Origin of the sequence: Sunxiuqinia dokdonensis, from assembly GCF_001270965.1 — a bacterium.
GTDB lineage: Bacteria > Bacteroidota > Bacteroidia > Bacteroidales > Prolixibacteraceae > Sunxiuqinia > Sunxiuqinia dokdonensis.
The window spans coordinates 20,297-46,006 of record NZ_LGIA01000214.1; the positions used below are offsets into that span (position 1 = coordinate 20,297).

A 25,710-nucleotide genomic window follows, 5' to 3' on the forward strand; every position below is an offset into this window, starting at 1 on the left:
GGCCTGTAGTTGCTATTTTAGCGCTTTAATGAATTGATCCATACCAAGAGGTCAGAAATCTTTTTAGAAAATAATGATGAAACGAACAGGATTTTTATTGCTATTCCTAATTGCTGCACAAGTGATGTTGGGGCAGAACCAAATTGATTTGAGACAATGGAATTTAACAGTTCCACAGAAATTAAATTTGCCTGCTTTTGCAGACAGTCCAAATGTTGAAGGAGAGAAATTTGAAACGGCTGATTTGCTGAAGCATGCTCAAATTTCATTAAAATTTGCCGACTACTCCTGGACATCGATTGAATTGGGCCAGGACAGCCTGATAACGGCCAATGCCGGTGAGATGGTTGTGCTGACTGGTTTTCTTTCGACTGATCGCTGGACGAAAGGTTCATTGAAATTGGCAACCAACGCGGTTTGTGAAATTTATGTCGATGGCGAACTTCAGAAGACACAAAAGGAAGCTGGCCTATCGGAAAATAAAGTCGAACTCAAGCTTCAATCGGGCAAGCACCCGGTACTCGTCAAGTTGGTTGCGGGCGAAGATTCTTTGAAGTTCCGTGCCGAATTTACTGCCGAAGAAGAATTCGAAACTGCGGAAATAGACTGGAGTTTATCGCCCAATCGCTATCTAACGATTTACGACGTGTTGGCTGGGAAAGACCTGTCGTCGGCCAAGGTTTCGCCTTCCGGAAAGTACGTGTTGACCAGTTATTCAGAGAAGGTAGAGAAAACGGGAAAAAGCAAATCGTGGCAGGAGATTTATGATTTGGAGCAAAAGCGATCGGTTGCCATTCTTCGGAATCCCGGAATCTCACAAATAAAATGGCTGCCCACATCGGATCGCCTGAGTTATGTGCTTTGGTTTGACGGGAAAGCCGATTTATATGTTTACGATCTGGCTTCGGGGGTTGAAACGCAAGTGGCTGAAAATCTGGAGGATTTTTCCGGATATACATGGGCTGACAGTGAGGCTTTTGTGATCTATTCGAGAAGCGTGAAAGCAGAGAAGGCGGGCGACTTAAAGCGCATTTTTGGGAACGACGATCGCCAGCCAAGTTTTCGCAACCGTTCATTTCTAAGTAAAATTGATGTGGCAACCGGGCAAGTTGTGCCACTGACTGCCGGCAGTTTTTCGTCGAGTTTACACGATATTCATCCTGATGGAAGCAAAATTCTGTTTTCGACCCGCAGAATGGATTACGCCGAGGTGCCCTTCTCGAAACAGGATTTGTACGAAATGAACCTGAAAACGCTGGTGCTTGATACCATCTGGAAAGATAAACTGTACGGCGGATCCTGCCAGTATTCGCCCGATGGGACACAATTGTTGGTAAAAGGCGGGCCCGAGTGTTTTGGCCCGCTTGGGGTGAATGTGAGTGACGGCCGCATTCCGAACAGCTACGATTCGCAGCTGTTTCTGTTTGACCTCAAAACCCGGGAAGCTGAACCCATCACCAAGAATTTTGACCCGTCGGTTGATGATGCAAGCTGGACTCAAGGCAATCGGATTTTCCTGTCGGCTGTTGAGCAGGATTTTAAGGTTTTGTATGAATTCGATCTGAAAAAGAAAGGCTTTCGGAAAATTGAATTGCCGGTTGAGGTGCTCAATTCCATTGATTTTGCCAATAGCAAGCCAGTAGCCGTTTTCACCGGAAACAGCCAGCAAATGCCCAAAAAACTGTTTGCGCTCGACTTGAAGAAGGAAAGCAGCAAGCTGATGGCTTTCCCGCAAAAGGAGCAGTTTGAAGACATTGAGTTCGGAACAACCAAAGACTGGAATTTCACCAACAAAAGCGGAACAAGCATTTCCGGGCGCGTGTATTATCCTCCGGGTTACGAAGCCGGGAAAAAGTACCCGGTCATCGTGAACTTTTATGGCGGAACATCGCCAACTGATCGTTCGTTTGGCGGACGCTATCCGAAAAATGTATGGGCAGCTGGCGGTTATTTGGTCTACGTGATGCAACCCAGCGGAGCAACCGGCTTTGGCCAGGACTTTTCGGCCCTGCATGTTAATGGCTGGGGCGCTGAGGCGATTGATGACATTATTGAAGGAACGGAAAAGTTTTTGGCTGCACATCCCGAAGCGGATGCCGCCAATGTTGGCTGTATTGGTGCGTCGTATGGCGGATTTACCACCATGCTGTTGCAAACCCGGACCGACTTGTTTAAAACAGCCATTTCGCATGCGGGCATCAGTTCCATCACCAGCTACTGGGGCGAGGGCTACTGGGGCTATTCCTACAACGCCGGAGCTGCCAAGTTTAGCTACCCCTGGAACCGAAAAGATATTTTTGTGGACAACAGTCCGTTGTACAATGCCGACAAATTTAACAACTCGATCTTGTTGCTGCACGGAACGGCAGATACCAATGTACCGGTTGGCGAAAGTTTACAGTATTACGCTGCTCTAAAGCTGCTGGGCAAAGAGGTGGAAATGGTGTTGGTTGAAGGCGAAGACCACTGGGTGTTGGATTACGACAAACGGCTGAAATGGCACTACACCATCATGTCGTGGTTCGATAAGAAACTGAAAAACCAGCCGCAGCAATGGGGCGATCTGTATCCTGAGAAAAATTTGTAGGCGCAAAACGATCATACAATCAGACGATGGAGAACACTAAGTCAATCAGGAGATCAAGGAATCATTAAATTTTGGGCGGACCTTGTTTTCTGGTTTTCAATCCACCTGAAAATTGAATACTTTTGTGCCGCAAATAGTTAATTATTTAAAACGATTATAAATTATGGCTTCTGTACAAAAAACCTTTTTGATGATTCTGGATGGCTGGGGAATCGGTGACGGCTCGAAAAACGACATCGTGGCAACCGCTCCAACGCCGTTTATGGATTCATTACTGAAAGAATATCCCAACTCACAATTGCTTACTTCAGGCGAAAACGTAGGCTTGCCCGACGGACAAATGGGTAACTCCGAAGTGGGACACCTGAATATTGGTGCCGGCCGTGTGCTGTATCAAGACATGGTGAAAATTACCAAAGCAATACGGGATCGTTCATTGTGGGAAAATCCACAATTGCTGAAAGCTTATCAATACGCCAAAGACAACAATAAGAAAGTGCACCTGATCGGGCTGGTTGGCCCTGGAGGTGTGCACGCACTGAGTTCGCATATGGTGGCCCTTTGCCAAATGGCTACCGATTTGGGACTCGAAGATGTATTTGTTCACGGACTGACGGATGGCCGTGACACCGACCCGCGTTCAGGCTACGGTTTCCTCGAAACTGACCTGGAAGCATTGAAGGGAACGAACGGTAAATTCGCTTCTATCATTGGGCGCTACTACGGCATGGACCGGGATAAAAATTACGACCGCCTGAAACTGGCTTACGATTTATACACCAAAGGCAAAGGTGAAAAATCAACGGATTTGTTGGCTTCCATCCAGGCTTCGTACGACGCCGGAGTAACCGACGAGTTTATCAAGCCCATTTGTATGGTGAAAGAAGATGGCAGCCCGGTTGGGGTGATTGAAGAAGGAGATGTGGTGATTTGCTACAACTTCCGCACCGACCGTTTGCGTCAAACCACCATCGCATTTACGCAACAGGATTTACCTGAATTCGGCATGCACACCATGAACCTGGAATGGTACACGATGACCAGTTACAAAGCGGATTTCAAGAATGTCAATGTCATTTTTGAAAAAGAAAATCCAACCAACACCATGGGCGAAATCGTGTCGAAAGCCGGCTTGAAACAAATCCGGATTGCCGAAACCGAGAAGTACGCACACGTCACCTTCTTTTTCAGTGGTGGCCGCGAAGAGGAATTTGAGGGAGAAAGCCGCCTTCTGGTCCAATCGCCGAAAGTTCCGACTTATGACCTTCAACCCGAAATGTCGGCACCCAAAATTAAGGATGCCATCATTCCTGAGTTGCACAAAGGCGAAGTGGATTTTGTTTGCCTGAACTTTGCAAACGGTGATATGGTTGGCCATACCGGCGACTATGAGGCAATCAGCAAAGCCATTACGGCGGTTGACGCCTGTGCCAAAGAAGTGGTGGAAGCTGCGCGTGCCAACAACTACAATGTGCTGATTATTGCCGACCACGGAAACGCGGACAATGCGGTTAACCCTGATGGATCGCCCAATACCGCACACTCGTTGAACCCGGTTCCTTGCATTTATGTGAGCGACGACAAAAATTTGAAGCTAAGCAATGGGGTTTTGGCTGATGTTGCTCCCACGCTACTTTCGGAAATGGGATTGGAAATTCCGAAGGAAATGACCGGAAAAGTTTTGATTGAACGATAAATAGTTGGGAAGGTTGCATTAAGATCGTTTCGTTGATCCCGTCACCCTGAACTTGTTTCAGATCTTTCCAGAGATTGAAACAGGTCCTGAAACAAGTTCAGGGTGACTCTTTAACTGAAATTTTAATACAACCTTCCTTTCTCATTATAGGATCGAGCACATGCTGGAAATTGGAAAAGCCCTTGTAAGTTTGGATTTGTTGGAGGAACACTTCCTTTGTGATTTATTTAAATGCAAAGGAGCCTGCTGCGTGGAAGGTGATTCGGGAGCACCGCTAACTCAGGAAGAGGCCATTAAGCTTGAAGAGATTCTGCCGTTAGTGGAACCATACATGACATCTGAGGGAAAAGCCGTTGTTGGGCACCAGGGAACCAGCGTGGTGGATTCGGACGGCGATACGGTAACGCCGCTGGTGAACAACCGCGAGTGTGCGTTCACTTTTAAAGACGAGCATGGCATTGTGAAATGTGCCGTCGAAAAAGCCTTCCTGGATGGCAAAACCGACTTTCGAAAGCCGGTGTCCTGTCACCTTTTTCCCATCCGCATCTCCGAGTACAAGCGTTTTGATGCCGTGAACTACCAGGAACTAAAAATCTGCAAGCCGGGCCGTGAATGTGGTCGCGGTCAGAAACTTCCCTTGTACAAATTTCTGAAAGAACCTTTGATCCGTAAATACGGCGAGAGCTGGTACAAACAGCTTGAGGTTGCTGCCGAGGCAGAGCCCTGGAAGAAATAGCTTCTCTTTTTTTAATTCACCCAATTCGTATTTCTTTATTTCATAAATTTGGTGGTGTTATGGGGGCTTGAGTCGAAATTTTTTTGAGATTCATTCCAATGTGTAATCCAATTAAACCAAATGAAATGAGACAAATCTGTTTATTTTTTGTGCTGGCTACCGTCAGCTTGCTGATTGCCGTTCCGGCGAGTGCATCCGAAAACGAAAGTATAAAAGGTACCTGGGAATATCAAGTTCCGGCGGCGGCATACGAGTACAGTAAAGGGCAGTTGATTATTGCGGAAAAAGATGGTGAGCTGACCTTAGTTGTTAAATTTATGGATGGAACCAAAATTCCAGGTGAACAAGTGAAGTTCGAAGACAACCAACTAACATTTGGCGTAACGCTCGACAATGAATTCATTAAGGTGGCCTGTTTGCTTGACGATGGAAAACTGGCTGGTGAAGTTCAGTCGCCCGAAGGACCTACCCAGCTTACCGCAACAAAGAAGAAGCAGGAATAGCCTCAAAAAAAGAAAAAAGCATCGCTGGTGTTTCAGCTTCTGCACGACTGGCGATGCTTTTTTTATAAGGCAGTACCCGTATCGAGCGTGCTTTTGTCAATGTTGTTTTTATCCAGCAGCCATTCTACTACGCGCAGGTCGTACCGGTTAGGGCTTCTGTCGTCCTTGAATTTTTCTGTCATGGTCATAATCGCATCCTGAACCTCAGGGGTGAATTCGTTGGTATAGTCGATGGCATTCAGCGCATGCGTGCGTGCAAACGGGTCGGGATGATCCAGCACATTTAGCAAGGCCTCGAGCGCTGTTTCTTCTTCACCCAAATAATACAAAGCTTCGGCGGCCACAGTGACTACATTGGGCGATGAATCTTCCAAGGCGTTTTTCAATGGGTCTTTCGCGGATTGTGCATCCGGTCCCAAGCTCAAAAGTCCTGTTGCTCCCCAGTATCGAATGATTTCACTATTATTGCTAAGCAGCTGAATGAGTTGCGGAAGGTTTTCCTTTTTGCCCAAAGTGGCCAGCTCGGCTGTTGCGATAATCTCTTCGAGTGGAAGCTGGCCTGTTCTGAGTAAATCATAAATCGGTTGATTTTCAGCCATCATGTTTCGTTTGGCTTCGGGAATAAACCCGGTGTCGAAAATACGAATCATCCAATCATTATTGGCTTTCCGCATCCGTTCCATGACTTCGCTGTAGTTCGGGTCTTCAGCCAGGTTGTTAACCTCCCAAGGGTCATTTTCGGTGTCATACAATTCCTCTGCGGGTTTGGTATTCCAGAAAATCGATTGTTGTTCGTTGCATTCACCATTCAAATAAGCCTGTTCCCACGAAGGCATGGACGGCGCTTTCCAAAGGTAGTTCAAGTGCTGCCCGTAAATGCGGTAGGGCATGTAGTTACGGATGTAGCGGAACCTCTGATCGCGCACGGCACGGCTCATGTCGTAACGCTCGTCCATACGGCCACGGAACATGCAGGCGTATTGCGGATCTGCTGTTTTCTGGTTTCCCAGGAATGCATCTCCTTGCATGTAGTCGGGTATTTCAACCCCTATAATGCTTAGCAGCGTTGGCGCCAAATCGACAAAGCTGATGAGTCGGTTGATTTTTGAACCTGTTTTTTCTGCCGGAAACAGGTGTTTGTATTTCTCGGGGATGCGAACGATAAACGGGACGCGGGTGCCGGTTTCGTAAACAAATCGCTTGCTTCGACCCAATACCCCGCCATGATCGCCATAATAAAAAACGATGGTATTGTCGGCCAAGCCTGATTCTTCCAGTTCTTTTAGCTTTTCGCCAATCCAGGTATCCATGTCTTCCACTTTGTCATAGTACTGAGCCCAGTCGTGTCTCATTTCCGGCGTGTCAGGATGGTAGGGCGGCAACTGTACTTCTACCGGGTTATGCCGGAGTTCTTCCGTTGGAACCCATTTGTGCAAGCTGCTCTCGTGGCTGATAGTGGAATTGAAAATAGCAAAAAATGGTTGGTCTGGGCGGCGGTTTTTATAATGTGCATTCCCGCTGCTTTCGTTCCAAATCGAATCTGACTGTTCCGCTGCGATGTTGTAATCTTCTTTCGAGTTGTTGGTGCAGTAATAACCCTTTTCCCTTAAAAATTCAGGAAAAAGCCGGATAATATCCGATTTCTGGTAGTAGCTTCGCATGTGCTGATGGCCCCCCGAATTGGCGTAAACACCAGTAATAATGGTATTTCTTGCAGGTGCGCAGACTGGCGCATTCGCGTAAGCGTGGGTGTATAAAAAGCCCTCCGATGCCAGTTGGTCCAGGTTTGGAGTTGTGGCAAATACATCACCGTAACAACCCAATAGCGGGCTATTATCTTCGCTGGTAAGCCATAAAATGTTGGGCAATTCTTTCGCTTGCTGGCTCTGGCAGGCGTTCAGTCCAATTGTTGTAAGCAGAGCCAGGCCCAGGAATTGGTTGTTTTTTTTCATTGTCAATATAGACAGTTTCGTCGTTTAGTCTAATTCAGGCAACAATCTCTACCCGGTTGCCTTCCGGGTCAAGAATGACCGACTCATAAAAGCCATCGCCCGTGGTTCGGGGCTCGCTCACCACCTGAAACCCATCTTTTCGAAGTTGCTCAGTTAGTGCATTTACTTTTTGTTTTGAGCCCACCTGTATGGCGAAGTGGGTCAAGCCTGAAAACTGTTTGCGCGGATCGTTCTTCGATTTGGGAATGCCCGGCATTTGCATCAGTTCAATAGCGCAATCGCCATCAAACCGGAGGAAGTAGGATTTAAAGTCTCTGCTGTGGTTGAAATACGCCTCGTCAGAGCTGGCATCGAAGTAATGGATATAAAAATTCCGCATTCCTTCCAGGTTAAACGTCCAAATTGCAAGGTGTGAAATTTTCATTGTCTGTTATTTATGAGGTTAATGTTTGGTCTTCTTATGAGGTTAATGTTTGCTCTTCCATATTCCATTCCCGAAAAAAATGCTCCAGGTAGGTTTCCATAAACCGATGACGCTTTACTGCAATTTTCTTCGCTGTTTTCGTATTCATTCGATCTTTGAGTAATAACAATTTTTCGTAGAAGTGGTTAATGGTTGGCGCCGTTGATTTTTGATATTCTGAAAAGCTGGCGTGCATTTCCGGCTGAACCTTGGGGTCGTAAATCAAGCGGCCTTTATGTCCACCATAGGCAAAGGTGCGGGCTATGCCAATGGCGCCCATGGCATCAAGCCGGTCGGCGTCCTGAACGATGCAGGCTTCGATTGATCCGGGGACGGTGTCCACTTCGGCCCCTTTAAAGGAAACTTGGTTGATGATGGTTTGAATTTGAGTTCTGTGCTGCTCATCGAGTCCGATCTGAGTCATCCACGCCATCGCCTTCGATTCCGATTGGGAGCCCAGCTTCCAGTCGTCCATATCGTGCAACAGGGCAGCCATTTCAATTATGAACAGACGACCACCTTCCTTGGCCGCAATTTGTTTTGCCAATTGCCATACCCGGTACAGGTGCCACCAATCGTGCCCGCTGCCTTCGCACGCGAAGCACGACCTGACGTGGTGGGCTGTTTTCTGTATTTGTTCTTCCTTTTTCATCGCGTAACCAAAGCTACATAAATCTATCGACAAGTATAATCGGTAGCCGATCTTTTGTATGAAGATTTAATGGTGCTGATTGGTGCTGAACTTCATCATTCATCCCGACGGGTAGTTGCTTCATTTTGCCAGTAGGCCTACATCTCCTAAAACATGTTAAAAAGGGTTTGCATGTCACAGAATTGTGTATTTTTGCTGATCTTTAATGGTGTTCTCTTGTTGTAGAGGATGTTATGATTGAGGGGATTATAGAATGGAAGAAATGAAAAAATTAACGATGCCCGCCATGTTGCAGGCTAGTTTTAAAAAATTTGCCAATCAGAATTCATTGAGTTTTGTGGGCGAGGAAATAAAAACATACAGCCAGTTACAGGCTGAAGTTGAAGCATTGGGAACTTATCTGCGAGGACTGGGAATCGAGAAAGGAACCAAGGTGGCCATCTTAAGTACGAACATGCCCAATTGGGGAGTGGTCTTTTTTGCTATTGCATCGATTGGTGCCATCGCCGTTCCAATATTGCCAGATTTTCATCCGGCTGAAATTCGAAACATCATCCAGCATGCGGAAGCAGAGGCTGTTTTTGTTTCCGAAAACTTGATGAGTAAGCTGGAGCCGGAAGAATACCCGATGGTGAAGATCATTCAGATTGAAACACTGAAAGAACGCCATGCTGAGGATTATCCCGGCCAAGCAGTTGAAACACCAGAGACCTTTCAGTATACAGATGTTGACGAGGAAGACTTACTGTCGATTATCTATACATCGGGCACAACAGGTAAGTCGAAAGGGGTGATGTTGACTCACAAAAACATCGTTTGGACAGCCAAACAAAGCCGGACCTTACAGTTTATCGATACGACAGACCGGTTTATATCTGTACTGCCACTTTCGCATACCTTTGAAAATACACTGGGGCTTATTTTTCCGGTGATGTTTGGCGCATCGGTTTATTACCTTCGGAAACCGCCCACAGGCCCGGTATTGTTGCCAGCCTTGCAAGTGGTTAAACCAACCATTATGCTGGTGGTACCGCTGATTATTGAGAAAGTTTACAAGGGAAAAATTCTGCCTCAAATCAATAGTAAAGCCATTACGCGGGCACTTTATAAAGTCCGGCCATTTCAAATTTTGCTGAGCCGCATTGCCGGCAAAAAGCTATACAAAACCTTTGGTGGTGAGCTGAAGTTTTTCGGCGTGGGCGGCGCAAAATTGAACGATCAGGTGGAACGTTTCCTGATGGATGCCAAGTTTCCCCTGGCGATTGGCTACGGATTAACTGAAACTTCCCCTTTACTGGCTGGTGCAGTTGGGCAAAATGTTTGCTTTTTATCAACTGGAATCCCCATGGAAGGCGTTAAGTTGAGGATTGCCAATGCCGACCCGGTAACCGGCGAGGGCGAAATTCAGGCAAAAGGCGAAAACGTGATGAAAGGCTATTACAAAGAGCCGGGGCTGACCAAAGAGGTTTTCACCGAAGATGGTTGGTTTAAAACCGGTGATTTGGGTCGATTCGACAAGTCAGGACTTTTGTACATCCGCGGACGGATTAAAAATATGATCGTGGGATCGAGTGGCGAAAACATTTATCCCGAAGAGATTGAATCACTCATCAACCGCATGGAATACGTATTGGAGTCGTTGGTGGTTGAGAAAAAAGGTCGCTTGGTGGCTATGGTTCACCTCAATATGGAAGAGATTGAGATGCGGGTAAAGAACATGAAATCGATGCGAGACGAAGCCGTCAGCAAAATTAATTCACGTGTTGATGAAATTCTGGGTGAAATCCAGAAAAAAGTGAACGAAGAAGTGAATAAGTTCTCACGTATTCAGATGGTTGTTTTACAGCCTGTTCCGTTTGAGAAGACACCCACTCAAAAAATTAAGCGTTTTCTGTATTATCAAGGAGAATAATTCTTAACATTGGCTTAGAATTTGATAGTGAAACAAGTTCAGTTTCGAACAAATTTTAAGAACAATTATCAGTTTAAAGATTAGAAAAGGAATTATTCAGATGAAAAAAATGAATGTTTTTGTAGCCTTACTCATGAGTGGGGCTATTTTAATGGCTGGCTGTTCAAGTAGCCAGTGGGCAACACAAAACAATAAAACCAAGGGTGGTGTGTTAGGTGGAGCAGGTGGAGCGTTGCTGGGTGCCGGAATTGGCGCCATGGCCGGAAAAGGCAAAGGAGCGGCTATTGGAGCTGCTGTTGGTGGCGCGGTAGGCGCCGGAGCTGGCATTCTGATTGGCAAGAAGATGGATCAGCAACAGGCCGAGTTGGAACGAATTGAAGGAGCTCAGGTGGAAGCAGTGACGGATGCCAATGACTTGCAGGCGATTAAAGTAACGTTTGACAGTGGGATTCTGTTCGCCACCGGCAAGAGCGACCTCAGTGCCAGCTCGAAGGAGGCTTTGAACAGGTTTGCCAACTCGTTGAAAACGACATCGGAAACAGATGTCACCATTTATGGACACACCGATAATACCGGATCAAGGGCAATCAACGAGAAACTTTCCAATGAGCGAGCCGAAGCGGTTGCCAAATTCCTGATCGGTAACGGCATTCATGGTGAGCGTTTGACGACAGCCGGAAAGGCTTACGACGAACCGGTGGCTGATAACACAACCGTTGAAGGTCGGGCTAAAAACCGTCGGGTTGAGATTTACATTGCAGCCAATGCAACCATGATACAGCAAGCAGAAGAAGGCAAATTGAATTAGAAATATCAAGAATCAGTTGAACAGGCTATTTCCATTGGGAGTAGCCTTTTTTCTGAAAAGAAATGTTCGGTTCGGGTTGAAGTTTTACAGCTGTTGCAAAAGTACTGTTTGTCTAACATCTTCATGGTAGTAATCATAAGTCCTTTGTTTTTTTTTGAGGCTTTAACCAAACATTTCACGCATTCGTCGGTATAAGGAAAGACATGGTTTTCTGTTTCAGCTGTCTTTCGGCAAGCTGGTAGCGATTAACCATTTTTTAGTGTCCACCAATAATCCTGATGCCATGAATTTTCAAGAGCATGCCATATACCACATTTACAACCGGTCAAATGAAACGCTGTTTCGGTCGCGGGAAGATTATTTGTTTTTTGTGCAAAAGCTTGAGGCATTTCTGTTGCCCTGCTGCGATGTGCTTGCTTGGTGTTTATTGCCCAATCATTTCCACCTGATGATCAAAGTGAAAGCCGAAGGTGTTGCCTGGACCGATTCGAAGTTTCGGCGCAAGACTCAACGGCTTACGGAAAAGTTGAGTTTTCTGGCTGGCGCTTATACCCAGGGATTTAACCGACGTTATGGGCGACGCGGACATTTATTTGCGCATTCAACCAAAGCCAAACGGCTGAATGATGAGTCGGTGTCCATTTTTAACGATTTTGGCCAGGTCGATTATGTGACCACCTGTTTCCTGTACATCCATCAAACTCCTGTGATGGCAGGCTTGGTTAACGATCCCGCCCAATGGGAAATGTCTTCGTTCAATGACTATACGGAAGGCAGGAGTGGCTCGTTTGTCAACAAGGAAATGGCTTATCAGCATCTTGCCCTTGCTCCGCACGAGGTTGAAATTCAGTCGACAAGTTACCTGGATGATGTGCTTTTGAACGAGCTTTACTGATTTTGGTTCGTTAGCGTCTCAGCTTTCGTTGGTTATTGTTGAAAATAAACCTTTGCCTTTGCGTTCCGGGACTAAGATTTCCAAGGCCTGAGGATTTATTTCTACGTTTATTTCCTTCAATCGTCCAATAAGTTCCCCATCGATCTGAAGTTCTTTTTTTTCATAATTGTGAATAGTCGCTTTTTTGCCACTGAAGCTTTTGATGTAATCCAATTCATGAATTTTTCGGGTGAAGAATGGAACGATCATTTGGAACAGATGCCAAACGGAGTACGGTCGGACAAAGATAATTTCAAACTGGCCGTCGCTGATGTTTCCCCGGGGGTTAATCATGGCGCCGGTGCCGTATTTGGTCGCATTGGCAATCACAACCATATAAGCTTTCTTAATGATTTTTCGGCCATCGAGGGTCACCTTAAATTTGAGCGGTTTGGCAGCAAAAAGCTCTTGAATGAAGTGCTTGGCATAGCCCGGAAAGCCACGGATTTGATCCCGCTCGAAGCGCTTGACAACTTGCGCATTAATACCAACATCAGCGAGATGCATGGAGATGTATGCTCGGTTGATGACCAGCAAATCGATGGCTTTGGTTTTATCTGCAACAATGGTTTCCAACGCTTTGTCTGGATTTTGTGGAATTTCCAGCTCTTTGGCCATTCCGTTGGCCGATCCAAGCGGAATAATTCCCATGCGAATATTTTTATTCATCAGTATCTTAGCCAGTAAATTGCAGGTGCCGTCACCGCCCACGGCCACCACTTTATCCGGTTCATATTTTTCAATCGATTCGGAAATGAGCTTGGCATCATGTTGCCCTTTGGTATGATACACTTCAAAAGTAAAATGTCGTTGTTCCGAAAAGGTTTTTATTCTCTCCAGCAGATCGTTTTTGTCAATGTCGCCCGAAATGGGGTTGATGACGAACAGGATTTTTTGCGGTTTATTTAATTGATTATTTGGCATGTGTTATGCAATCTTTTTCCCTATAACTTATAAATCTCATGCCAAAAAAGCAGGCTTATGGTGAAGGCGACCAAAACATTTCGATATTTTAAAAAGATAACCCAAAGTGTTTATAAGCGAATCAAACTGTTTGTCAAGTACCGTTTGGGATGGTTGGGTGTCCCCATCATTATTCCGTACCATGGCTATGGCAATGGGAAACAGCTGCTGGTTAGTGGCTACGTGACCGAAGATAAGGGCATGGCCAAGCCCGATGAGAAGCATACCCGATGGGAGAATCTGTTGGCGATGATCAAGCGATATTCGAGTGATGAAATTCCAGGTGCAAACGTTGAAGTTCAGGTTAATGGCGAACGGCAGGAGGCGATTACCGGTGAAACAGGCCTGTTTAAAGTTCGGTTCGATTCCGTTTCGCCGGTTACCAATCCGAATTCGGTGTGGCTTCCTTACGTGGCTACCCTTCATTCTGACATTACCGGCGAGGAACGAAAGGTGAGCACCCGCGGTGAAATCCTGATTCCGGGGACAGATGCCGAATTTGGGGTGGTGTCGGATGTGGATGATACGATTTTGGTGAGTCACGCCACCCAGGCGTTGCGCAAACTATGGCTCATGCTTTGGCGAAATTCGCGCACCCGAAAACCGTTTCCGGGTGTGGCGGCTTTTTATCGGGCTCTCCATGTGGGGCAAGACGGCAAACAATCCAACCCATTTTTTTATGTGTCAAGCAGTGAGTGGAATTTATACGATTTGCTCGAAGATTTCTGCATTCACCATGGGTTTCCGAAAGGGGTATTTTTGTTGCGTGAGCTGAAGGTAAATATACTGAAGTTCTGGAAGTCGGGAGGCGGCGATCATCAGCATAAGTATCGTAAAATTAAGACCTTGTTCGAAACTTACCCTGCCATGTCATTTATCCTGATTGGCGACAACGGACAGCACGATCCTGAAATCTACAGCCAAATTGCCGCGGAATATCCCAACCGTATTCGCGCTGTGTATATTCGGGTGGTACGCAAGAAAGCTCGGGAGCAGCGGTTAAGCAAGATTTTGTTCCAAATGGAGCAGTTGAATGTGCCCATGATTTTAGCTTACGATACGATTGAAGCTGCCCGCCATGCCATTGAAAACAACTTTATCGCGCCTGATTCAGCGACTGAAATTGCACGCGATGCACAAGGCGACCTGGAAGAAGGATCGTAGCCGCAGGCCAGGCCTATTTTTGTTCTATTTTCTCTTTGATGAATTCGTCAGTTTTTTCTTCCATTTTTTTGACCTTGTTTGTTGGATCTTTCTTTTCGACAAACTTAATGAGCCGTTTCAGTGCCGGGATTGCCGGCGAAAGCAGAAAGGCTCCGATGCCCAAACAAACATATCCGAGCGGAATGAATGGAACAAACATAAACAGGATGCCAAGCAGGAAAACGAGGCCACCAATCAGGTAACGAATATTGGCTTTGATTTTATTTTTCCAGTGACTTAATCGATTCATGGGGTCCAAAATTTTATTCTGTCATTGACTATCAAGAGCAGTAAAAATGATGCCAAAAGAAAATAGCGGGCGATGGACTGCCTGTTCGTACCCCTTCACCAAGGGGTGACTACCCCTTCCCTAAGGGGTAATTATCCCTTCCCTAAGGGGCGATCACCCGTTCACCAAGGGGTAATAGCCCCTTGTCTAAGGGGTAATCACCCGTTCACCAAGGGGTAGTAGCCCCTTGTCCAAGGGGTCATCACCCCTTATCGAAGGGGCTGTCACTCGTTCGGAAGGGGTAAACGCGCGACAGGAAGCATAAAAAAAGGATCACCTACCCGGCAATCCTCCAATATTTTATGGTTTTGAACGATTAGATATCATCATCATCATCATCATCGTCATCCGCATCGTCGTCGTCATCATCATCGGCTGCATTATCTTCCAAATTTTCAGCAATGTAGTCCAGCTCGGCATACTTGTCTTCGTAAATTGAACGCGACTCATCTTTTAAGGTGCCGTCATCGTCGTAGTCATCGTCATCGCTAATAATGTCTTCGGCTTGTTGGGTCGTCATTCGCACCAAATAATACTTTTCGTCTGTTTCAAACGGCAGCGCACTTACCAGCAAACCGTCCTTGTTGGTAAATGTGATCAGGTGCTGGCTGAATCCTTCAGGATACACCAACTTAATCTGTTCCTGGATTTTATTTTCCAGCTTTTCGAAATCTTTAATTACTCTTGGTTTGCTGACAGTCATGGTTTTATCCTCCGTATCTTTTGCGCCCAGAAAGGCAGTTATTAGCTATTTTTTTGTGTTATAAACTTGTCGAAAAATACAAAAATGAGTCAATAAAAAAATAGGTTTGATAGCATTCCCTGTGTTTTTTTTGATTTTCATTCAGATGATTCACGACCTGTGCTTCCAGGACGGGTTTAAGTTTCTGATTGTTAGTCGTTAGTTTACCATTTTATTTGGCCTGTTTCTAAACGCGGCATGTTGTCTAAATCAAAAAAAACATTGATCAGGCCGATTTCCTTGAAGCTATTCAAGTCATTTTTGGTGATAGGCGCTTCGTGAATTCGACCCTCGGCAAGCAATTTCTGACGTTGGGTTCCGTGCAACAAAGGCTGGTCTGGTGTCCACCATTTTTGACCATCAAACAATACGAGGTTGCCAATAAAGCAGTCGGTCACCAGACCTTTCTTGATAATGATGATTTCATCGGCGGGTCCACGTTGGTCGTACAGTGCTTGCAAGTTGGAACGGTCGGCGTATTTGTAGGCGTATTCAATCGAATCGTCATAAACCACCTGCAAACTTTTTATGTCTCGGGCTTGATAGGCGATGAATTCAATTGTTTCGATTGTTTCGCCATAAAGGATCCGGCATCGAAAAAGTCCGTTCCGGCAATTTTCAGGAATCACAATCACATCCTGCAAATCGATTTCAGGCAGCGAAAACAAGTCTTTTCTGGCTTTGTTGAAGCGCCGGTTGTGCCACGGCATGTTTGCCGGCTTTCCGTTTTCAATTTTTATGGTTTCAAGCAAGAGGGACATAGACTTTGTTTACTAGTTCTTCGTATTCCTGCTGGCAATTACTCTGGAAAGTAATACCACCGCCACTCTTAAAGGTCAGCTGTTCATTGTGTTGCTCAAGGTAGCGAATTAAGACACAGCTATCCAGGTTTTCTCCATCAAAAACACCAAATATGCCGGTGTAGTAGCCGCGATCGTATTTTTCGGCTTCTTTAATAATGGCTACTGTTTTCTTTTTGGGTGCCCCGCTGATTGAACCAGCAGGCAGAAGCGTGGCAACAATACTACCCAGGTTTTGATGGTAATCAGGTGTCAGCTTCCCGGTAATTTGCGAACTCATTTGCAGCAGTTCACTCCGGTTCGACTTGATGTGGTCGAGGTAGCGGTATTTTTTTACCTGCACCTGGTCCGCCACCATGCTCAGGTCGTTTCGGATCAGATCAACAATGGTATTGTGCTCGGCCAGTTCCTTTTTATCATTTTTCAGAATGAAGGCGGCATTTTCAAGCCTTGCGTCTATGGTCCCTTTCATGGGAAAGGACGAGATTTCCTGGTTTTCAATCCGGATAAAGATTTCGGGCGAAAAACAGACAAACTCATTTTTTAGCAAGAGCTTATAAGGCGAATGGCTGGCCTGAAAAATTTCAGCAAGCGATAAACTGGTTTCGATACGGCTGGGCATGGTCAGGTTTAGTAAATAACTGTCGCCGTTGTGCAGGTGGTGCTGTACAAGCGCAAAGGCTTTTTGATAGCGGGCGTAACTCACCGGACAAACCTTCCAGCTGATTGGCCCGGTTGTTTTTTGTACGGGCTCAAAGTTGCTGTGTTTTGGCGTTTGCCAAAGCAGGTGCTGTCGGCTTTCTTCCCACTCCCAAACCCGGGCTTTCTGAAAATCGAAGTCAATCAGGAAAACGAAAGGCTTTTTCGCTTTTCCCAACTCATTCATCTTGAGTATCGTCTGTTCTTTGTTCGTTTGCATGAAGGGTGCAAAGATAGAAAAATGCATAGCAATCCGTGATCTAAACATTGCCGGTCAACCTGAAATATTTGGGGTTTTAGCTGGGCAATTTCCACCGCTTTTGTAGATTTGTGGTTCAATCTGTTACTATGGGAATTGCTGAAAACATAAAACAAGTAAAGAAGGAATTGAATGAAGGTGTTTGCCTGGTGGCGGTGTCGAAAACCTGGCCGGCACAAGCCATCATGGAAGCCTACCAAACGGGACATCGGGTGTTTGGCGAAAACAAAGTGCAGGAGTTAATTCAAAAGCAGGAAGAACTGCCGAAAGATATTGAATGGCACTTTATTGGGCACCTGCAAACTAACAAGGTTAAATATCTGGCACCATTTATCAGCCTGATTCATGGTGTTGATTCGCTCAAACTTCTGAAAGCCATCAACAAAGAAGGACGGAAAAATAAGCGGGTAATTCCGTGTTTGTTGCAGTTTCATATTGCTGAAGAAGAAAGCAAGTTCGGGCTCAGTTTGGACGAAGCCAAAGCCTTGCTGTCCAGTCCCGATTTTGCTGCGCTGGAGTTTATTGAGCTTCGCGGAGTCATGGGCATGGCGACTTATACCGACGACTTGGATCAGGTGAAAAAGGAGTTTCTGTCGCTTAGTCAATATTTTCAGAACTTAAAAGAACACTACTTTCAGGATCAGGCGTCGTTTTCGGAGATTTCCATGGGCATGTCCGGCGATTATCAGTTGGCTGTCGAAGCCGGGAGTACCATGGTTCGTGTCGGGAGTAAAATCTTCGGAGAACGGGAGTATCATTGAATAATATCAAAACAGAGTAAATTTTTTAATATCTTCGGATCATAAAAAAAAAAGCAAAATGGTGAATTTAGAGACAACATATATGGGTTTGAAATTGAAAAACCCAATTGTAGTGGCCAGTTCAGGCCTGACCAATTCAGTAGAAAAAATTAAGTCGCTCGAAGAGGCGGGGGCAGCAGCTGTTGTTATTAAATCGCTTTTTGAAGAGCAAATCAACAGCGAAGTGAGCCACTTGATTAACAAAGATCCGCAAAACCTCTATCCCGAGGCCGAAGATTATATTTGGAACTACACCCGCAACAACTCCATCACGGCCCACCTGGAGCTGGTGAAGGCTGTCAAGAAAGCGGTGTCTATTCCCATCATTGCCAGCATCAATTGCGTCACTTCCAAAGAATGGACAAGTTTTGCCCACGATTTTGAGAAAGCCGGCGCCGATGCGCTGGAGCTTAACCTGTTTGTTGTTCCAACCGACCGGAAGCAGTCGGGCGCCGATATTGAGCAGTTGTATGTTGACGTGTTGGCGAAAGTGAAAAAGGAAGTCAACATTCCGGTGGGCGTAAAAATCGGTTCCTACTTTTCAAACCTCCTGAATATGGTTGAAAAATTGATGGCCAATGGCGCTGCATCGGTGACCATGTTCAACCGGTTTTATGAGCCCGACATTAACCTCGACAAGCTGGAGCTTTCTTCCTCCGAAGTGTTTAGCTCGCCAGCCGAAATGAGTCGTACGCTGCGTTGGGTTGGATTGGTGAATTCGGCGCTTCCAAAACTCGAGATCGCTGCATCAACTGGAATTCACGATGGAGCAGCGGTTGCCAAACAATTGCTGGCCGGTGCGCAGGTTGCTCAACTTTGTTCGGTGGTTTATATTGAAGGGGCACAGGTGCTTAACGGTATTCTGTCCGATCTGGAAGCCTTTATGGAAAAATGGAATTTCGAAACCATCGATGCCTTCCGCGGACGTCTGTCTTACGCCAAACTTGAAGATCCGATGCTCTATGAGCGTGCCCAGTTTATGAAGTACTTCTCCTCTAAAAATTGATGATTATTCGGTGACCAAACAACCCATGACCAGTAACGAATCGCTAAACTCTGTTTTATGAAAGTTAATTTGCTGGTCATTGTTTTTTTGTTTGTTAGTCAACTGGCGGTTGCTCAAACTCAGATTAGGGCATTGGAAGATGCACAGCTTGATTATTGTGGTGATCCGGTGGAAATTGGTTCACTGGTGCTGATCATCAGAGAAGATATCCCCGGGCTAAAAATCTCCATTTCCAATTACATACATGGCGAAGATCAATTGAGTTTTGCGGAAACTGAAAAGATCAAAGCGGATTGGGATACCAATTTAGGTTCCCTTTTTCTTACCGGCAATGCTACGGCAGCCGAATACCGGGCAGCGGTCGGGCAGGTGGAATATACCAATCTGGCGGCTTCGCCCACAAATGGTGTTCGGTCGGTTGCAGTCACCTTGCAGGATGCCGACTACTTGCCGGCGACGGGCCACTTCTACCGGTACATAAATAAACCTGGTATCACCTGGACGGATGCAAAAGCAGAGGCGGAGTCGGCGGAGATGAAATACAATGGCTTGCAAGGCTATTTGGCAACCATTACTTCTAAAGCGGAGAATGATTTTATTCGCGACAAGGTAACCGGCTTTGGCTGGATTGGTGCGAACGATGTTGAGGTGGAAGGCGACTGGCGATGGGTAACCGGCCCGGAAGCAGGAACTCTATTCTGGCGCGGTCAGTCGAATGGACAGCGTATAAACAATCAGTATTCTTTTTGGAGCGCCGGCGAACCAAACAACTCCTATCCGCAGAGCAATGGAGGACTGGGAGAAGATTATGCCCACGTGACTCAAAATCCAGGCAGTGCGCCGGGTTCATGGAATGACTTGCGAAACGAAGGAGATGGGCCAACATCACAGTATTATAACCCACAAGGCTATTACATCGAATATGGTGGAATGACCGGCGATCCGGATATCAGCCTTTCAGCTTCTTTCAATATCAATGTGTGGAATATTGAATTTGATACGGAGCTGGATAAAGCTATTTGCATGAACGACGAAGTTCAGCTTAACCACGAGTTCGTTGGTTCGTACGAGTGGTTCCCAAAAGCGGGGCTTGACGATCCGTATATTTCCAATCCAATCGCCAGCCCGACAGAGACGACGGTTTACAAAGTGGTTTCGACCAATGGCAGCTGTGTTGATTCTGCCTTCTTTACGGTTGAAGTCAGATCGCTTCCCGTGGTTGATTTTGGTGGTGACCGCAACATTTGCCTGGGCGACAGCACCGAGCTCGATGCCGGGGTTCACTCCATTTACCAATGGAATGACGGTTACGACCAGCAAAAGTTTTACACTTCCGAAGCGGGAAACTACAGCGTCCGTGTTGAAGATGAATTTGGTTGCGAAACCGAAGCCGAAGTGAGCGTCACGGTGCACGCGTATCCGGTCATCGATTTAACAGCCACGGACACTTTGTTTTGTGATGAAATGAGCGGACAGATTGCTGTTGAGGTAGACAAGGGGCAATTGACGTGGCAGCCGTTGGCTTCGGCTTTAAGTTTTTCGTCCAATTCAAACCCAAGTGAAGCCACCGCCACCGATTGGGGCACCTATAAAACGTATCTGACAGCGACCGACCAATTCGGATGTGCGACGACGGATTCACTGAATCTGAGCTTCTACAAAACCCCGAAAAGTACCTTCAGTATTGATAGTGCAGCGTGCTACGGTTATAACCTTGATGTTCTTTATACCGGTGATGGAACCTTGGAGGCCGAGTACAATTGGTTTTTCTTTGATTCAATTTACGCATCCGGAACCGGATTGACTGAGGTGAACGTTGCGCTGGGTTTTGATAGCCGCGATAACCGGACTTTGGGCCTGATGGTGAATGAAGGGGGCTGTTTAAGCGATACTGCTTGGGAACACATCAAAGTAATTCCCAAAATGGAGATCAGTGCCCTTGATTACGACCACTGTGAACCATTCGAGGTTGAATTCAAATCGGATTCCCCGGAAGAGGTGGTGAGCTACAGTTGGACATTTGGAGATGGGGGAACCAGTGCTGCCCAAAATCCGGCTTATACTTATATGGAAGATGGCATTTTTGATGTGGGTTTGCGTATTGTTTCGGACGAAGGTTGTGAGAATTATGGTCTGATGGAAGATCTGATCAGGGTTAACCCGGTGCCCACCGTGGAGACCTCGCTTGATCCGGATTCCTGCTTCGATCATCAGTTTGAAGTGCGCTACACGGGTACGGCCAACCCGCAGGATACTTACCACTGGGACTTGTCGGCATTGGATGCGGAAGAGCTTGTCAATGATCCGGGAACAGGGCAGGGGCCATTTGAAGTTCAGTTGTTGAACAAGCCGCAGGCCACTATTGGTCTGCAAATTACAACAGCGTATCAATGCGAAACTGAGCAGGTATTTTTTCCGGTTAAACGCAAGCCTTGGGTGCAACTCAATGCTGATGTGCTGGAAGGTTGTTCGCCTCTGGAGGTGAACTTTCAGGCTATCGCTGAAGATCCGGTCGATGAGCTGAACTACTTCTGGAACTTTGGTCAGCAATCCGCCTACGAAGCTGAATCGGATGCGCCGTTTCGCCGTTTTGGAACGCCCGATCAGGAATTGGTCATCTCGGCCGTTGCCGTTTCGAGCCTGACCGGTTGTGCCGATACCAGCTGGCTGGCGCAGTCGGTTCGCGTTTTTCCAAAGCCCAGCGCTGCTTTTCGTCCAAATCCGCCTGAAGTCAATATCCTGGCGCCCACAATTCAGTTTGAAAACGAAAGCCAAGCCGCGAGCTCCTACTCTTGGAGTTTTGGCGACTCCATTGGATTTTCCGAAGAACACAGCCCCAGCTACAATTACACCAAATTGGGTTGGTTTGAAGTGGAATTGATTGCCGAAAATGAATTTTTTTGTGTCGATACCGTGACGCAGCTTGTTTTGATCGCCCCCGACCGGGTTTTTCCTCCCAATGCGTTCAACCCAAACAGCTCGAACCCTGAAAATCGCGTGTTCTTGCTTCGGCACGATGGAATTTTGGAAGAAGGCTACCACCTGCAAATCTTTAACCGCTGGGGCGAAAGGATTTACGAAGCCAGGAACGAGTTTGCTGGCTGGGATGGCAAAATGAAGAACGGACAGAATGCGCCGACCGGAGTTTATACCTGGGTGCTGGTTTATCAGGATTTTCTTGGCAAGAAACAAAGTCAGAGCGGAACGGTTACGCTGGTTTATTAGATTGAACTTGCAGCGTAAAGCTGGACGTCAAGCAAAACGATGGTGCCTTTTTTTACCGTAGGCAGTTTGCGCACAACCTGCAATCCCGATTAATTTTCTTTTCAAAAAATACTGACGGTATGGGGTGATTCGAAAAATCGAAGTAAATCATCATGCAAACAATTTTAATTGCTGATCGTTCTAATTTTTAGAATGAAACTTTAAAGCATTAATAATATGGAATTTAACGAGAAAATTAAAGAGGAATTGGAAAGTCGAATCAGAAAGTTGGAAAATTTTATTGCAGACAAAGGAATCGGTTCGAAACAGCTTAACAAAGCAAGAAATGCGCAACGCAATGTGAATATAGCTGTCTTTGTGGGCAGTTTGATTGCTATTGGCGGAATTGGTGTGTGGGCCATGCGTCGCAACAGGAACGAAAACTAGCCATTTATCGCATTAAAGTACCTGTGCGCCTATTTTGCCAGCCAGCCCTTGTTTTTAGGAGATTAATATCCAAGTACAAGCTCCTGTAAATGTTGTATTTACAGGAGCTTGTGTTTGGTGTGGCGAAGCTGCCGGAGCCGACAAGCAGTGTCTTTCGGTTTGCCAATGAATGGTGGTCGGGCGAGTCATCGGATTGTGTCTCTGAACAATCGACTTTTTCTTATAAAGTATTTATCTTGAGTTTATGACGAGTGTTCCCAGTTGGGTTTGACCATAAGCACCCCTTCAATTGAAAAGTCGGGATTGACGATCAAAAAATCGTGTATGGGCAAGTTTCTTTTACCAGATGGATTTTTTGAAGCGCTATGGGGTGATCACTTTGATCGGTTTTTTTTCAATGATTCTGACCGCCTATCGCCCCCTTCACATGTGAAAAATTGTTCGATTTTGATTCTTTTGGAAAAATATCCGTCCGTAAGATGCGCGATACTTCAATGATTGCTAAATTTATGAATCATTTAATCAAACCTATACTATGGATAAGCCAGATCTTTCTCTCAGTTTAAAAAAATGCTCCCCATGCCACTTCATATTTTATGCAGCGCTCCTATTTTCTTTGGTTTCTTGTTCTTCGCGAAATATTGCTGTTGAAGATTTACGCTGCGAATATCAATCCAACCCTTTGGGAGTTGATGTACAAAGTCCCCGTTTTTCATGGAAAATAATGTCGGATGAGCGGGGTGTTTATCAGCGTTCATACCAGGTTTTGGTAAGTAAAAGTTTGAAGGAAATTGACCAGAAGAACGGGCAAATATGGGATTCGGGCATAGTGGAATCGGCAAAAACCGTAAATGTCGAATATGAAGGAATTCCGCTGGAGAGCAACCAGACCTACTTTTGGAGCGTTTGCGTAAGGGCCGATGATGGTGCGGAGTATTGGAGTAAGCCAGCATCGTTTCATACCGGGTTTTTTCATCCTGCTGACTGGCAAGCGAAATGGATTACAACCAATGAAGAAATTGTGGATGCCAGTCCCATCTTCAGAAAAGAATTTTCATTTGATAAGAAGGTCAAACAGGCTTTTGCCTTTGTTACAGCTGCAGGCTTTTACGAGCTTTATTTGAATGGACAAAAGCTTGGCGAACATGTGTTGGACCCTGCAATTACCGATTACAGAAAGCGAGTCCTGTATTCGACTTTTGATGCCACCGAACTTTTGCAGAAAGGCAAAAATGCTTTGGGTGTGATGCTTGGGAATGGTGCCTACAATTTGCGTAAAACTAACGAGCGGTATAGTTGGGGAAGTGACGGCAGCCAACTCGGAAACCCATGTTTTATTATGCAGCTCAACATCACGTTTGACGACGGCAGCCATGACGTGGTTACCACCGATGAAACCTGGAAATATACGGAAGGGCCAATTAGTTTCAACAATATTTATGGAGGCGAGGATTATGATGCCCGCAAGGAAATTGACGGATGGGCTTCGGCCAACCTCACCGCTGATGACTGGGCGAATGCAAAACTGGCACCGGATCCGGGAGGAAAGCTCAGGGCGCAACTATTGCCGCCCATTCAAGTAGCGGAAACTGTTCTTCCGGTTACTTCAACTCAAATATCTGATGGTGTTTACTTGTTTGATTTGGGACAAAATATTGCCGGATGGTGGCGTGTGGAAATGAAGGGAAAAGCAGGCCAGTCCATTCGTGTACGGGGCGCAGAAACCTTAAATGATTCGCTGTTTCCAAAACCGTTGGAGGCCGGCGACTGGTTAAGTGAGAAGGACAGGTATCATGCGTTGACATGGACCGATTATACTTTGAAAGATGACGAAGATGCTATATATGAACCCCGTTTCTTCTATACCGGTTTTCGCTACATCGAAGTGACTACAAGTGATCGCAAAAATTTGGACAAACTAAAGGTTGAAGGCAGAGTGGTGCGTTCAATGATCGAGCGAAATGGAACCTTTGTATCCTCAGATTCGTTGTTGAACCAAATTCACAAAGCTGGTCTATGGTCGCAAAAGGCAAATAATATTTCGTACCCAACTGATTGTCCGCAGCGGGAAAAAGGGGCGTATAACGGTGATGGGCAGGTGATTGCAGAAACATCAATCCATGATTTTCAAATGGCTTCCTTTTATACCAAATGGCTAAACGATATGCGCGATGCGCAGGAAGAAAACGGCCGTATCCCAAATACATCACCCACGCTTGTTGGTGGAATGGGTGGGGGAGTTGCGTGGGGAAGCGCGTATATCCTGATTCCCTATTGGATGAACCATTATTATAATGATACACGGATTTTGAAGGAACATTATCCAGCCATGAAGAAATACCTGCAATACCTGATCAATTTGGCCAAAACAGATGCCAATCCTGATGAACCGTACATTGTTAATGATTTTGATAGTTACTGGTATTCGTTGGGGGAATGGTGTGCGCCCGGGGAGTCTGATTGTCCCAATCATCTGGTTGTCAATACGTTCTATTATTACTACAATGCCAAACTCTTTTCAGAAATTGCTGCTCTTTTGGAAAATACGGATGATGCCAGGCGTTTTACAGCCTTGAGCGACACCATCAAACAGGAATTCAATAAGAAGTTCTTCAATCCGGAGACCTTCCTTTACGGAACGGACTCTACCTACCAAACTTATCAGCTTTTGGCGCTTCATGGCGATGTGGTCCCATCGGAATATCGGGACGATGTACTAAAAACCATTGTCGATGATATTCATGCCAGAAATGGGCATTTGCATACTGGCATAATCGGAACAAAATACCTGTGGCCTGTTTTGGTGCAGGGGAATCAAGCAGACTTGGCTTTTCAGGTAGCCACCCAAAAGACCTATCCAAGCTATGGATATTGGATTGCCAATAACTCAACCACTTTTGTTGAACATTGGGATGGCAGAGGTTCGCATAATCATCAGATGTTTGGCTCAGTAGTCGAATACTTTTATAAATACTTGGCGGGCATTCAATCTCCAATGGAAGGAAAAACTTCAAAAGGTTACCGGCAAGTCTATTTGCGCCCTTCAGTTCCCATG

21 protein-coding genes are annotated in these 25,710 nt (G+C 46.0%); 13 read left to right on the top strand and 8 right to left on the bottom strand.

Annotated features, from left to right (window positions below; all coding sequences use genetic code 11):
* The first annotated feature begins 73 nt into the window (after positions 1–73).
* The 4 genes from NC99_RS20415 (at position 74) to NC99_RS20430 (ending at position 5,522) form a co-directional block, all read left to right on the top strand.
* Positions 74–2,587 (top strand): S9 family peptidase, encoded by a 2,514-nt coding sequence (locus tag NC99_RS20415; RefSeq protein WP_082326615.1) that lies wholly within the window; start codon positions 74–76, stop codon positions 2,585–2,587.
* Between the two features lie 163 nt (positions 2,588–2,750).
* Positions 2,751–4,283, top strand: a complete 1,533-nt coding sequence (gene gpmI, locus NC99_RS20420) for a 2,3-bisphosphoglycerate-independent phosphoglycerate mutase (RefSeq protein ID WP_053188474.1) — start codon at positions 2,751–2,753, stop codon at positions 4,281–4,283.
* A 160-nt stretch (positions 4,284–4,443) separates the two neighbouring features.
* Positions 4,444–5,019, top strand: a complete 576-nt coding sequence (locus NC99_RS20425) for a DUF3109 family protein (RefSeq protein WP_053188476.1) — start codon at positions 4,444–4,446, stop codon at positions 5,017–5,019.
* A 125-nt stretch (positions 5,020–5,144) separates the two neighbouring features.
* On the top strand, positions 5,145–5,522 hold the full coding sequence (locus tag NC99_RS20430) for a hypothetical protein (protein WP_157625111.1): 378 nt from the start codon (positions 5,145–5,147) through the stop codon (positions 5,520–5,522).
* A 62-nt stretch (positions 5,523–5,584) separates the two neighbouring features.
* On the opposite strand, the gene NC99_RS20435 is transcribed toward NC99_RS20430, so the two are convergent.
* From NC99_RS20435 to NC99_RS20445, 3 genes are read right to left on the bottom strand one after another with little or no spacing between them, the layout of a single operon-like run.
* Complete coding sequence (locus NC99_RS20435) at positions 5,585–7,474, bottom strand: sulfatase-like hydrolase/transferase (RefSeq protein ID WP_082326616.1); 1,890 nt, start codon at positions 7,472–7,474, stop codon at positions 5,585–5,587.
* Positions 7,475–7,508: 34 nt separating this feature from the next.
* Positions 7,509–7,898, bottom strand: coding sequence for a VOC family protein (locus NC99_RS20440; protein WP_053188482.1), 390 nt, complete (start codon positions 7,896–7,898; stop codon positions 7,509–7,511).
* A 34-nt stretch (positions 7,899–7,932) separates the two neighbouring features.
* Positions 7,933–8,589 carry an HD domain-containing protein gene (locus NC99_RS20445; protein WP_053188485.1) on the bottom strand — a complete coding sequence of 219 codons (657 nt, stop codon included), beginning with the start codon at positions 8,587–8,589 and terminating at the stop codon, positions 7,933–7,935.
* Between the two features lie 262 nt (positions 8,590–8,851).
* Between NC99_RS20445 and NC99_RS20450 the strand changes: the two genes are divergently transcribed.
* The 3 genes from NC99_RS20450 to NC99_RS20460 all read left to right on the top strand — a co-directional run bounded on the left by NC99_RS20450 (position 8,852) and on the right by NC99_RS20460 (position 12,204).
* Positions 8,852–10,501 carry an AMP-binding protein gene (locus NC99_RS20450; protein ID WP_053188532.1) on the top strand — a complete coding sequence of 550 codons (1,650 nt, stop codon included), beginning with the start codon at positions 8,852–8,854 and terminating at the stop codon, positions 10,499–10,501.
* A 100-nt stretch (positions 10,502–10,601) separates the two neighbouring features.
* Positions 10,602–11,309 (top strand): OmpA family protein, encoded by a 708-nt coding sequence (locus NC99_RS20455; protein WP_053188488.1) that lies wholly within the window; start codon positions 10,602–10,604, stop codon positions 11,307–11,309.
* A 283-nt stretch (positions 11,310–11,592) separates the two neighbouring features.
* Complete coding sequence (locus NC99_RS20460) at positions 11,593–12,204, top strand: hypothetical protein (protein ID WP_053188491.1); 612 nt, start codon at positions 11,593–11,595, stop codon at positions 12,202–12,204.
* A gap of 18 nt (positions 12,205–12,222) precedes the next feature.
* Here NC99_RS20460 and NC99_RS20465 read toward each other — a convergent pair whose 3' ends face one another.
* The gene (locus NC99_RS20465) at positions 12,223–13,167 is read right to left on the bottom strand and encodes a diacylglycerol/lipid kinase family protein (protein ID WP_053188494.1); all 945 of its coding nucleotides are present in this window, start codon (positions 13,165–13,167) and stop codon (positions 12,223–12,225) included.
* 57 nt (positions 13,168–13,224) lie between these two features.
* Between NC99_RS20465 and NC99_RS20470 the strand changes: the two genes are divergently transcribed.
* A complete protein-coding gene (locus NC99_RS20470; RefSeq protein ID WP_053188496.1) occupies positions 13,225–14,370 on the top strand; it encodes an App1 family protein in 1,146 nt (381 codons plus the stop codon).
* A 13-nt stretch (positions 14,371–14,383) separates the two neighbouring features.
* Here NC99_RS20470 and NC99_RS20475 read toward each other — a convergent pair whose 3' ends face one another.
* The 4 genes from NC99_RS20475 to NC99_RS20490 form a co-directional block, all read right to left on the bottom strand.
* On the bottom strand, positions 14,384–14,659 hold the full coding sequence (locus NC99_RS20475; RefSeq protein WP_053188499.1) for a hypothetical protein: 276 nt from the start codon (positions 14,657–14,659) through the stop codon (positions 14,384–14,386).
* A gap of 355 nt (positions 14,660–15,014) precedes the next feature.
* The gene (locus NC99_RS20480; RefSeq protein WP_053188502.1) at positions 15,015–15,401 is read right to left on the bottom strand and encodes a hypothetical protein; all 387 of its coding nucleotides are present in this window, start codon (positions 15,399–15,401) and stop codon (positions 15,015–15,017) included.
* A 203-nt stretch (positions 15,402–15,604) separates the two neighbouring features.
* Positions 15,605–16,201, bottom strand: coding sequence for an aminotransferase class IV (locus tag NC99_RS20485; RefSeq protein WP_053188506.1), 597 nt, complete (start codon positions 16,199–16,201; stop codon positions 15,605–15,607).
* Complete coding sequence (locus tag NC99_RS20490; RefSeq protein WP_204375078.1) at positions 16,185–17,159, bottom strand: aminodeoxychorismate synthase component I; 975 nt, start codon at positions 17,157–17,159, stop codon at positions 16,185–16,187. The genes NC99_RS20485 and NC99_RS20490 overlap by 17 nt, the downstream gene beginning before the upstream one ends.
* A gap of 128 nt (positions 17,160–17,287) precedes the next feature.
* Here NC99_RS20490 and NC99_RS20495 point away from each other — a divergent pair, with 128 nt between their 5' ends.
* The 5 genes from NC99_RS20495 to NC99_RS20515 form a co-directional block, all read left to right on the top strand.
* The gene (locus tag NC99_RS20495) at positions 17,288–17,959 is read left to right on the top strand and encodes a YggS family pyridoxal phosphate-dependent enzyme (protein WP_053188512.1); all 672 of its coding nucleotides are present in this window, start codon (positions 17,288–17,290) and stop codon (positions 17,957–17,959) included.
* Between the two features lie 58 nt (positions 17,960–18,017).
* Entirely contained in the window at positions 18,018–19,004 is a 987-nt protein-coding gene (locus NC99_RS20500; protein WP_053188515.1) for a dihydroorotate dehydrogenase-like protein, read from the top strand.
* Between the two features lie 57 nt (positions 19,005–19,061).
* The gene (locus NC99_RS20505; RefSeq protein ID WP_053188517.1) at positions 19,062–22,229 is read left to right on the top strand and encodes a PKD domain-containing protein; all 3,168 of its coding nucleotides are present in this window, start codon (positions 19,062–19,064) and stop codon (positions 22,227–22,229) included.
* A gap of 216 nt (positions 22,230–22,445) precedes the next feature.
* Positions 22,446–22,655 (top strand): hypothetical protein, encoded by a 210-nt coding sequence (locus NC99_RS20510; RefSeq protein ID WP_053188519.1) that lies wholly within the window; start codon positions 22,446–22,448, stop codon positions 22,653–22,655.
* A 535-nt stretch (positions 22,656–23,190) separates the two neighbouring features.
* The coding region (locus NC99_RS20515; protein WP_157625114.1) for a family 78 glycoside hydrolase catalytic domain at positions 23,191–25,710 on the top strand (2,520 nt) is incomplete at its 3' end.

Bases quoted from the DNA above. Each gene is read 5' to 3' on its own strand.
- NC99_RS20435 (WP_082326616.1), bottom strand. From the start codon at position 7,474: ATGAAAAAAAACAACCAATTCCTGGGCCTGGCTCTGCTTACAACAATT.
- NC99_RS20425 (WP_053188476.1), top strand. From the start codon at position 4,444: ATGCTGGAAATTGGAAAAGCCCTTGTAAGTTTGGATTTGTTGGAGGAA.
- NC99_RS20480 (WP_053188502.1), bottom strand. From the start codon at position 15,401: ATGACTGTCAGCAAACCAAGAGTAATTAAAGATTTCGAAAAGCTGGAA.
- NC99_RS20485 (WP_053188506.1), bottom strand. From the start codon at position 16,201: ATGTCCCTCTTGCTTGAAACCATAAAAATTGAAAACGGAAAGCCGGCA.
- NC99_RS20445 (WP_053188485.1), bottom strand. From the start codon at position 8,589: ATGAAAAAGGAAGAACAAATACAGAAAACAGCCCACCACGTCAGGTCG.
- NC99_RS20450 (WP_053188532.1), top strand. From the start codon at position 8,852: ATGAAAAAATTAACGATGCCCGCCATGTTGCAGGCTAGTTTTAAAAAA.
- NC99_RS20490 (WP_204375078.1), bottom strand. From the start codon at position 17,159: ATGCAAACGAACAAAGAACAGACGATACTCAAGATGAATGAGTTGGGA.
- NC99_RS20465 (WP_053188494.1), bottom strand. From the start codon at position 13,167: ATGCCAAATAATCAATTAAATAAACCGCAAAAAATCCTGTTCGTCATC.
- gpmI (WP_053188474.1), top strand. From the start codon at position 2,751: ATGGCTTCTGTACAAAAAACCTTTTTGATGATTCTGGATGGCTGGGGA.
- NC99_RS20440 (WP_053188482.1), bottom strand. From the start codon at position 7,898: ATGAAAATTTCACACCTTGCAATTTGGACGTTTAACCTGGAAGGAATG.
- NC99_RS20460 (WP_053188491.1), top strand. From the start codon at position 11,593: ATGAATTTTCAAGAGCATGCCATATACCACATTTACAACCGGTCAAAT.
- NC99_RS20510 (WP_053188519.1), top strand. From the start codon at position 22,446: ATGGAATTTAACGAGAAAATTAAAGAGGAATTGGAAAGTCGAATCAGA.
- NC99_RS20500 (WP_053188515.1), top strand. From the start codon at position 18,018: ATGGTGAATTTAGAGACAACATATATGGGTTTGAAATTGAAAAACCCA.
- NC99_RS20455 (WP_053188488.1), top strand. From the start codon at position 10,602: ATGAAAAAAATGAATGTTTTTGTAGCCTTACTCATGAGTGGGGCTATT.
- NC99_RS20470 (WP_053188496.1), top strand. From the start codon at position 13,225: ATGGTGAAGGCGACCAAAACATTTCGATATTTTAAAAAGATAACCCAA.
- NC99_RS20475 (WP_053188499.1), bottom strand. From the start codon at position 14,659: ATGAATCGATTAAGTCACTGGAAAAATAAAATCAAAGCCAATATTCGT.
- NC99_RS20495 (WP_053188512.1), top strand. From the start codon at position 17,288: ATGGGAATTGCTGAAAACATAAAACAAGTAAAGAAGGAATTGAATGAA.
- NC99_RS20505 (WP_053188517.1), top strand. From the start codon at position 19,062: ATGAAAGTTAATTTGCTGGTCATTGTTTTTTTGTTTGTTAGTCAACTG.
- NC99_RS20430 (WP_157625111.1), top strand. From the start codon at position 5,145: ATGAGACAAATCTGTTTATTTTTTGTGCTGGCTACCGTCAGCTTGCTG.
- NC99_RS20415 (WP_082326615.1), top strand. From the start codon at position 74: ATGATGAAACGAACAGGATTTTTATTGCTATTCCTAATTGCTGCACAA.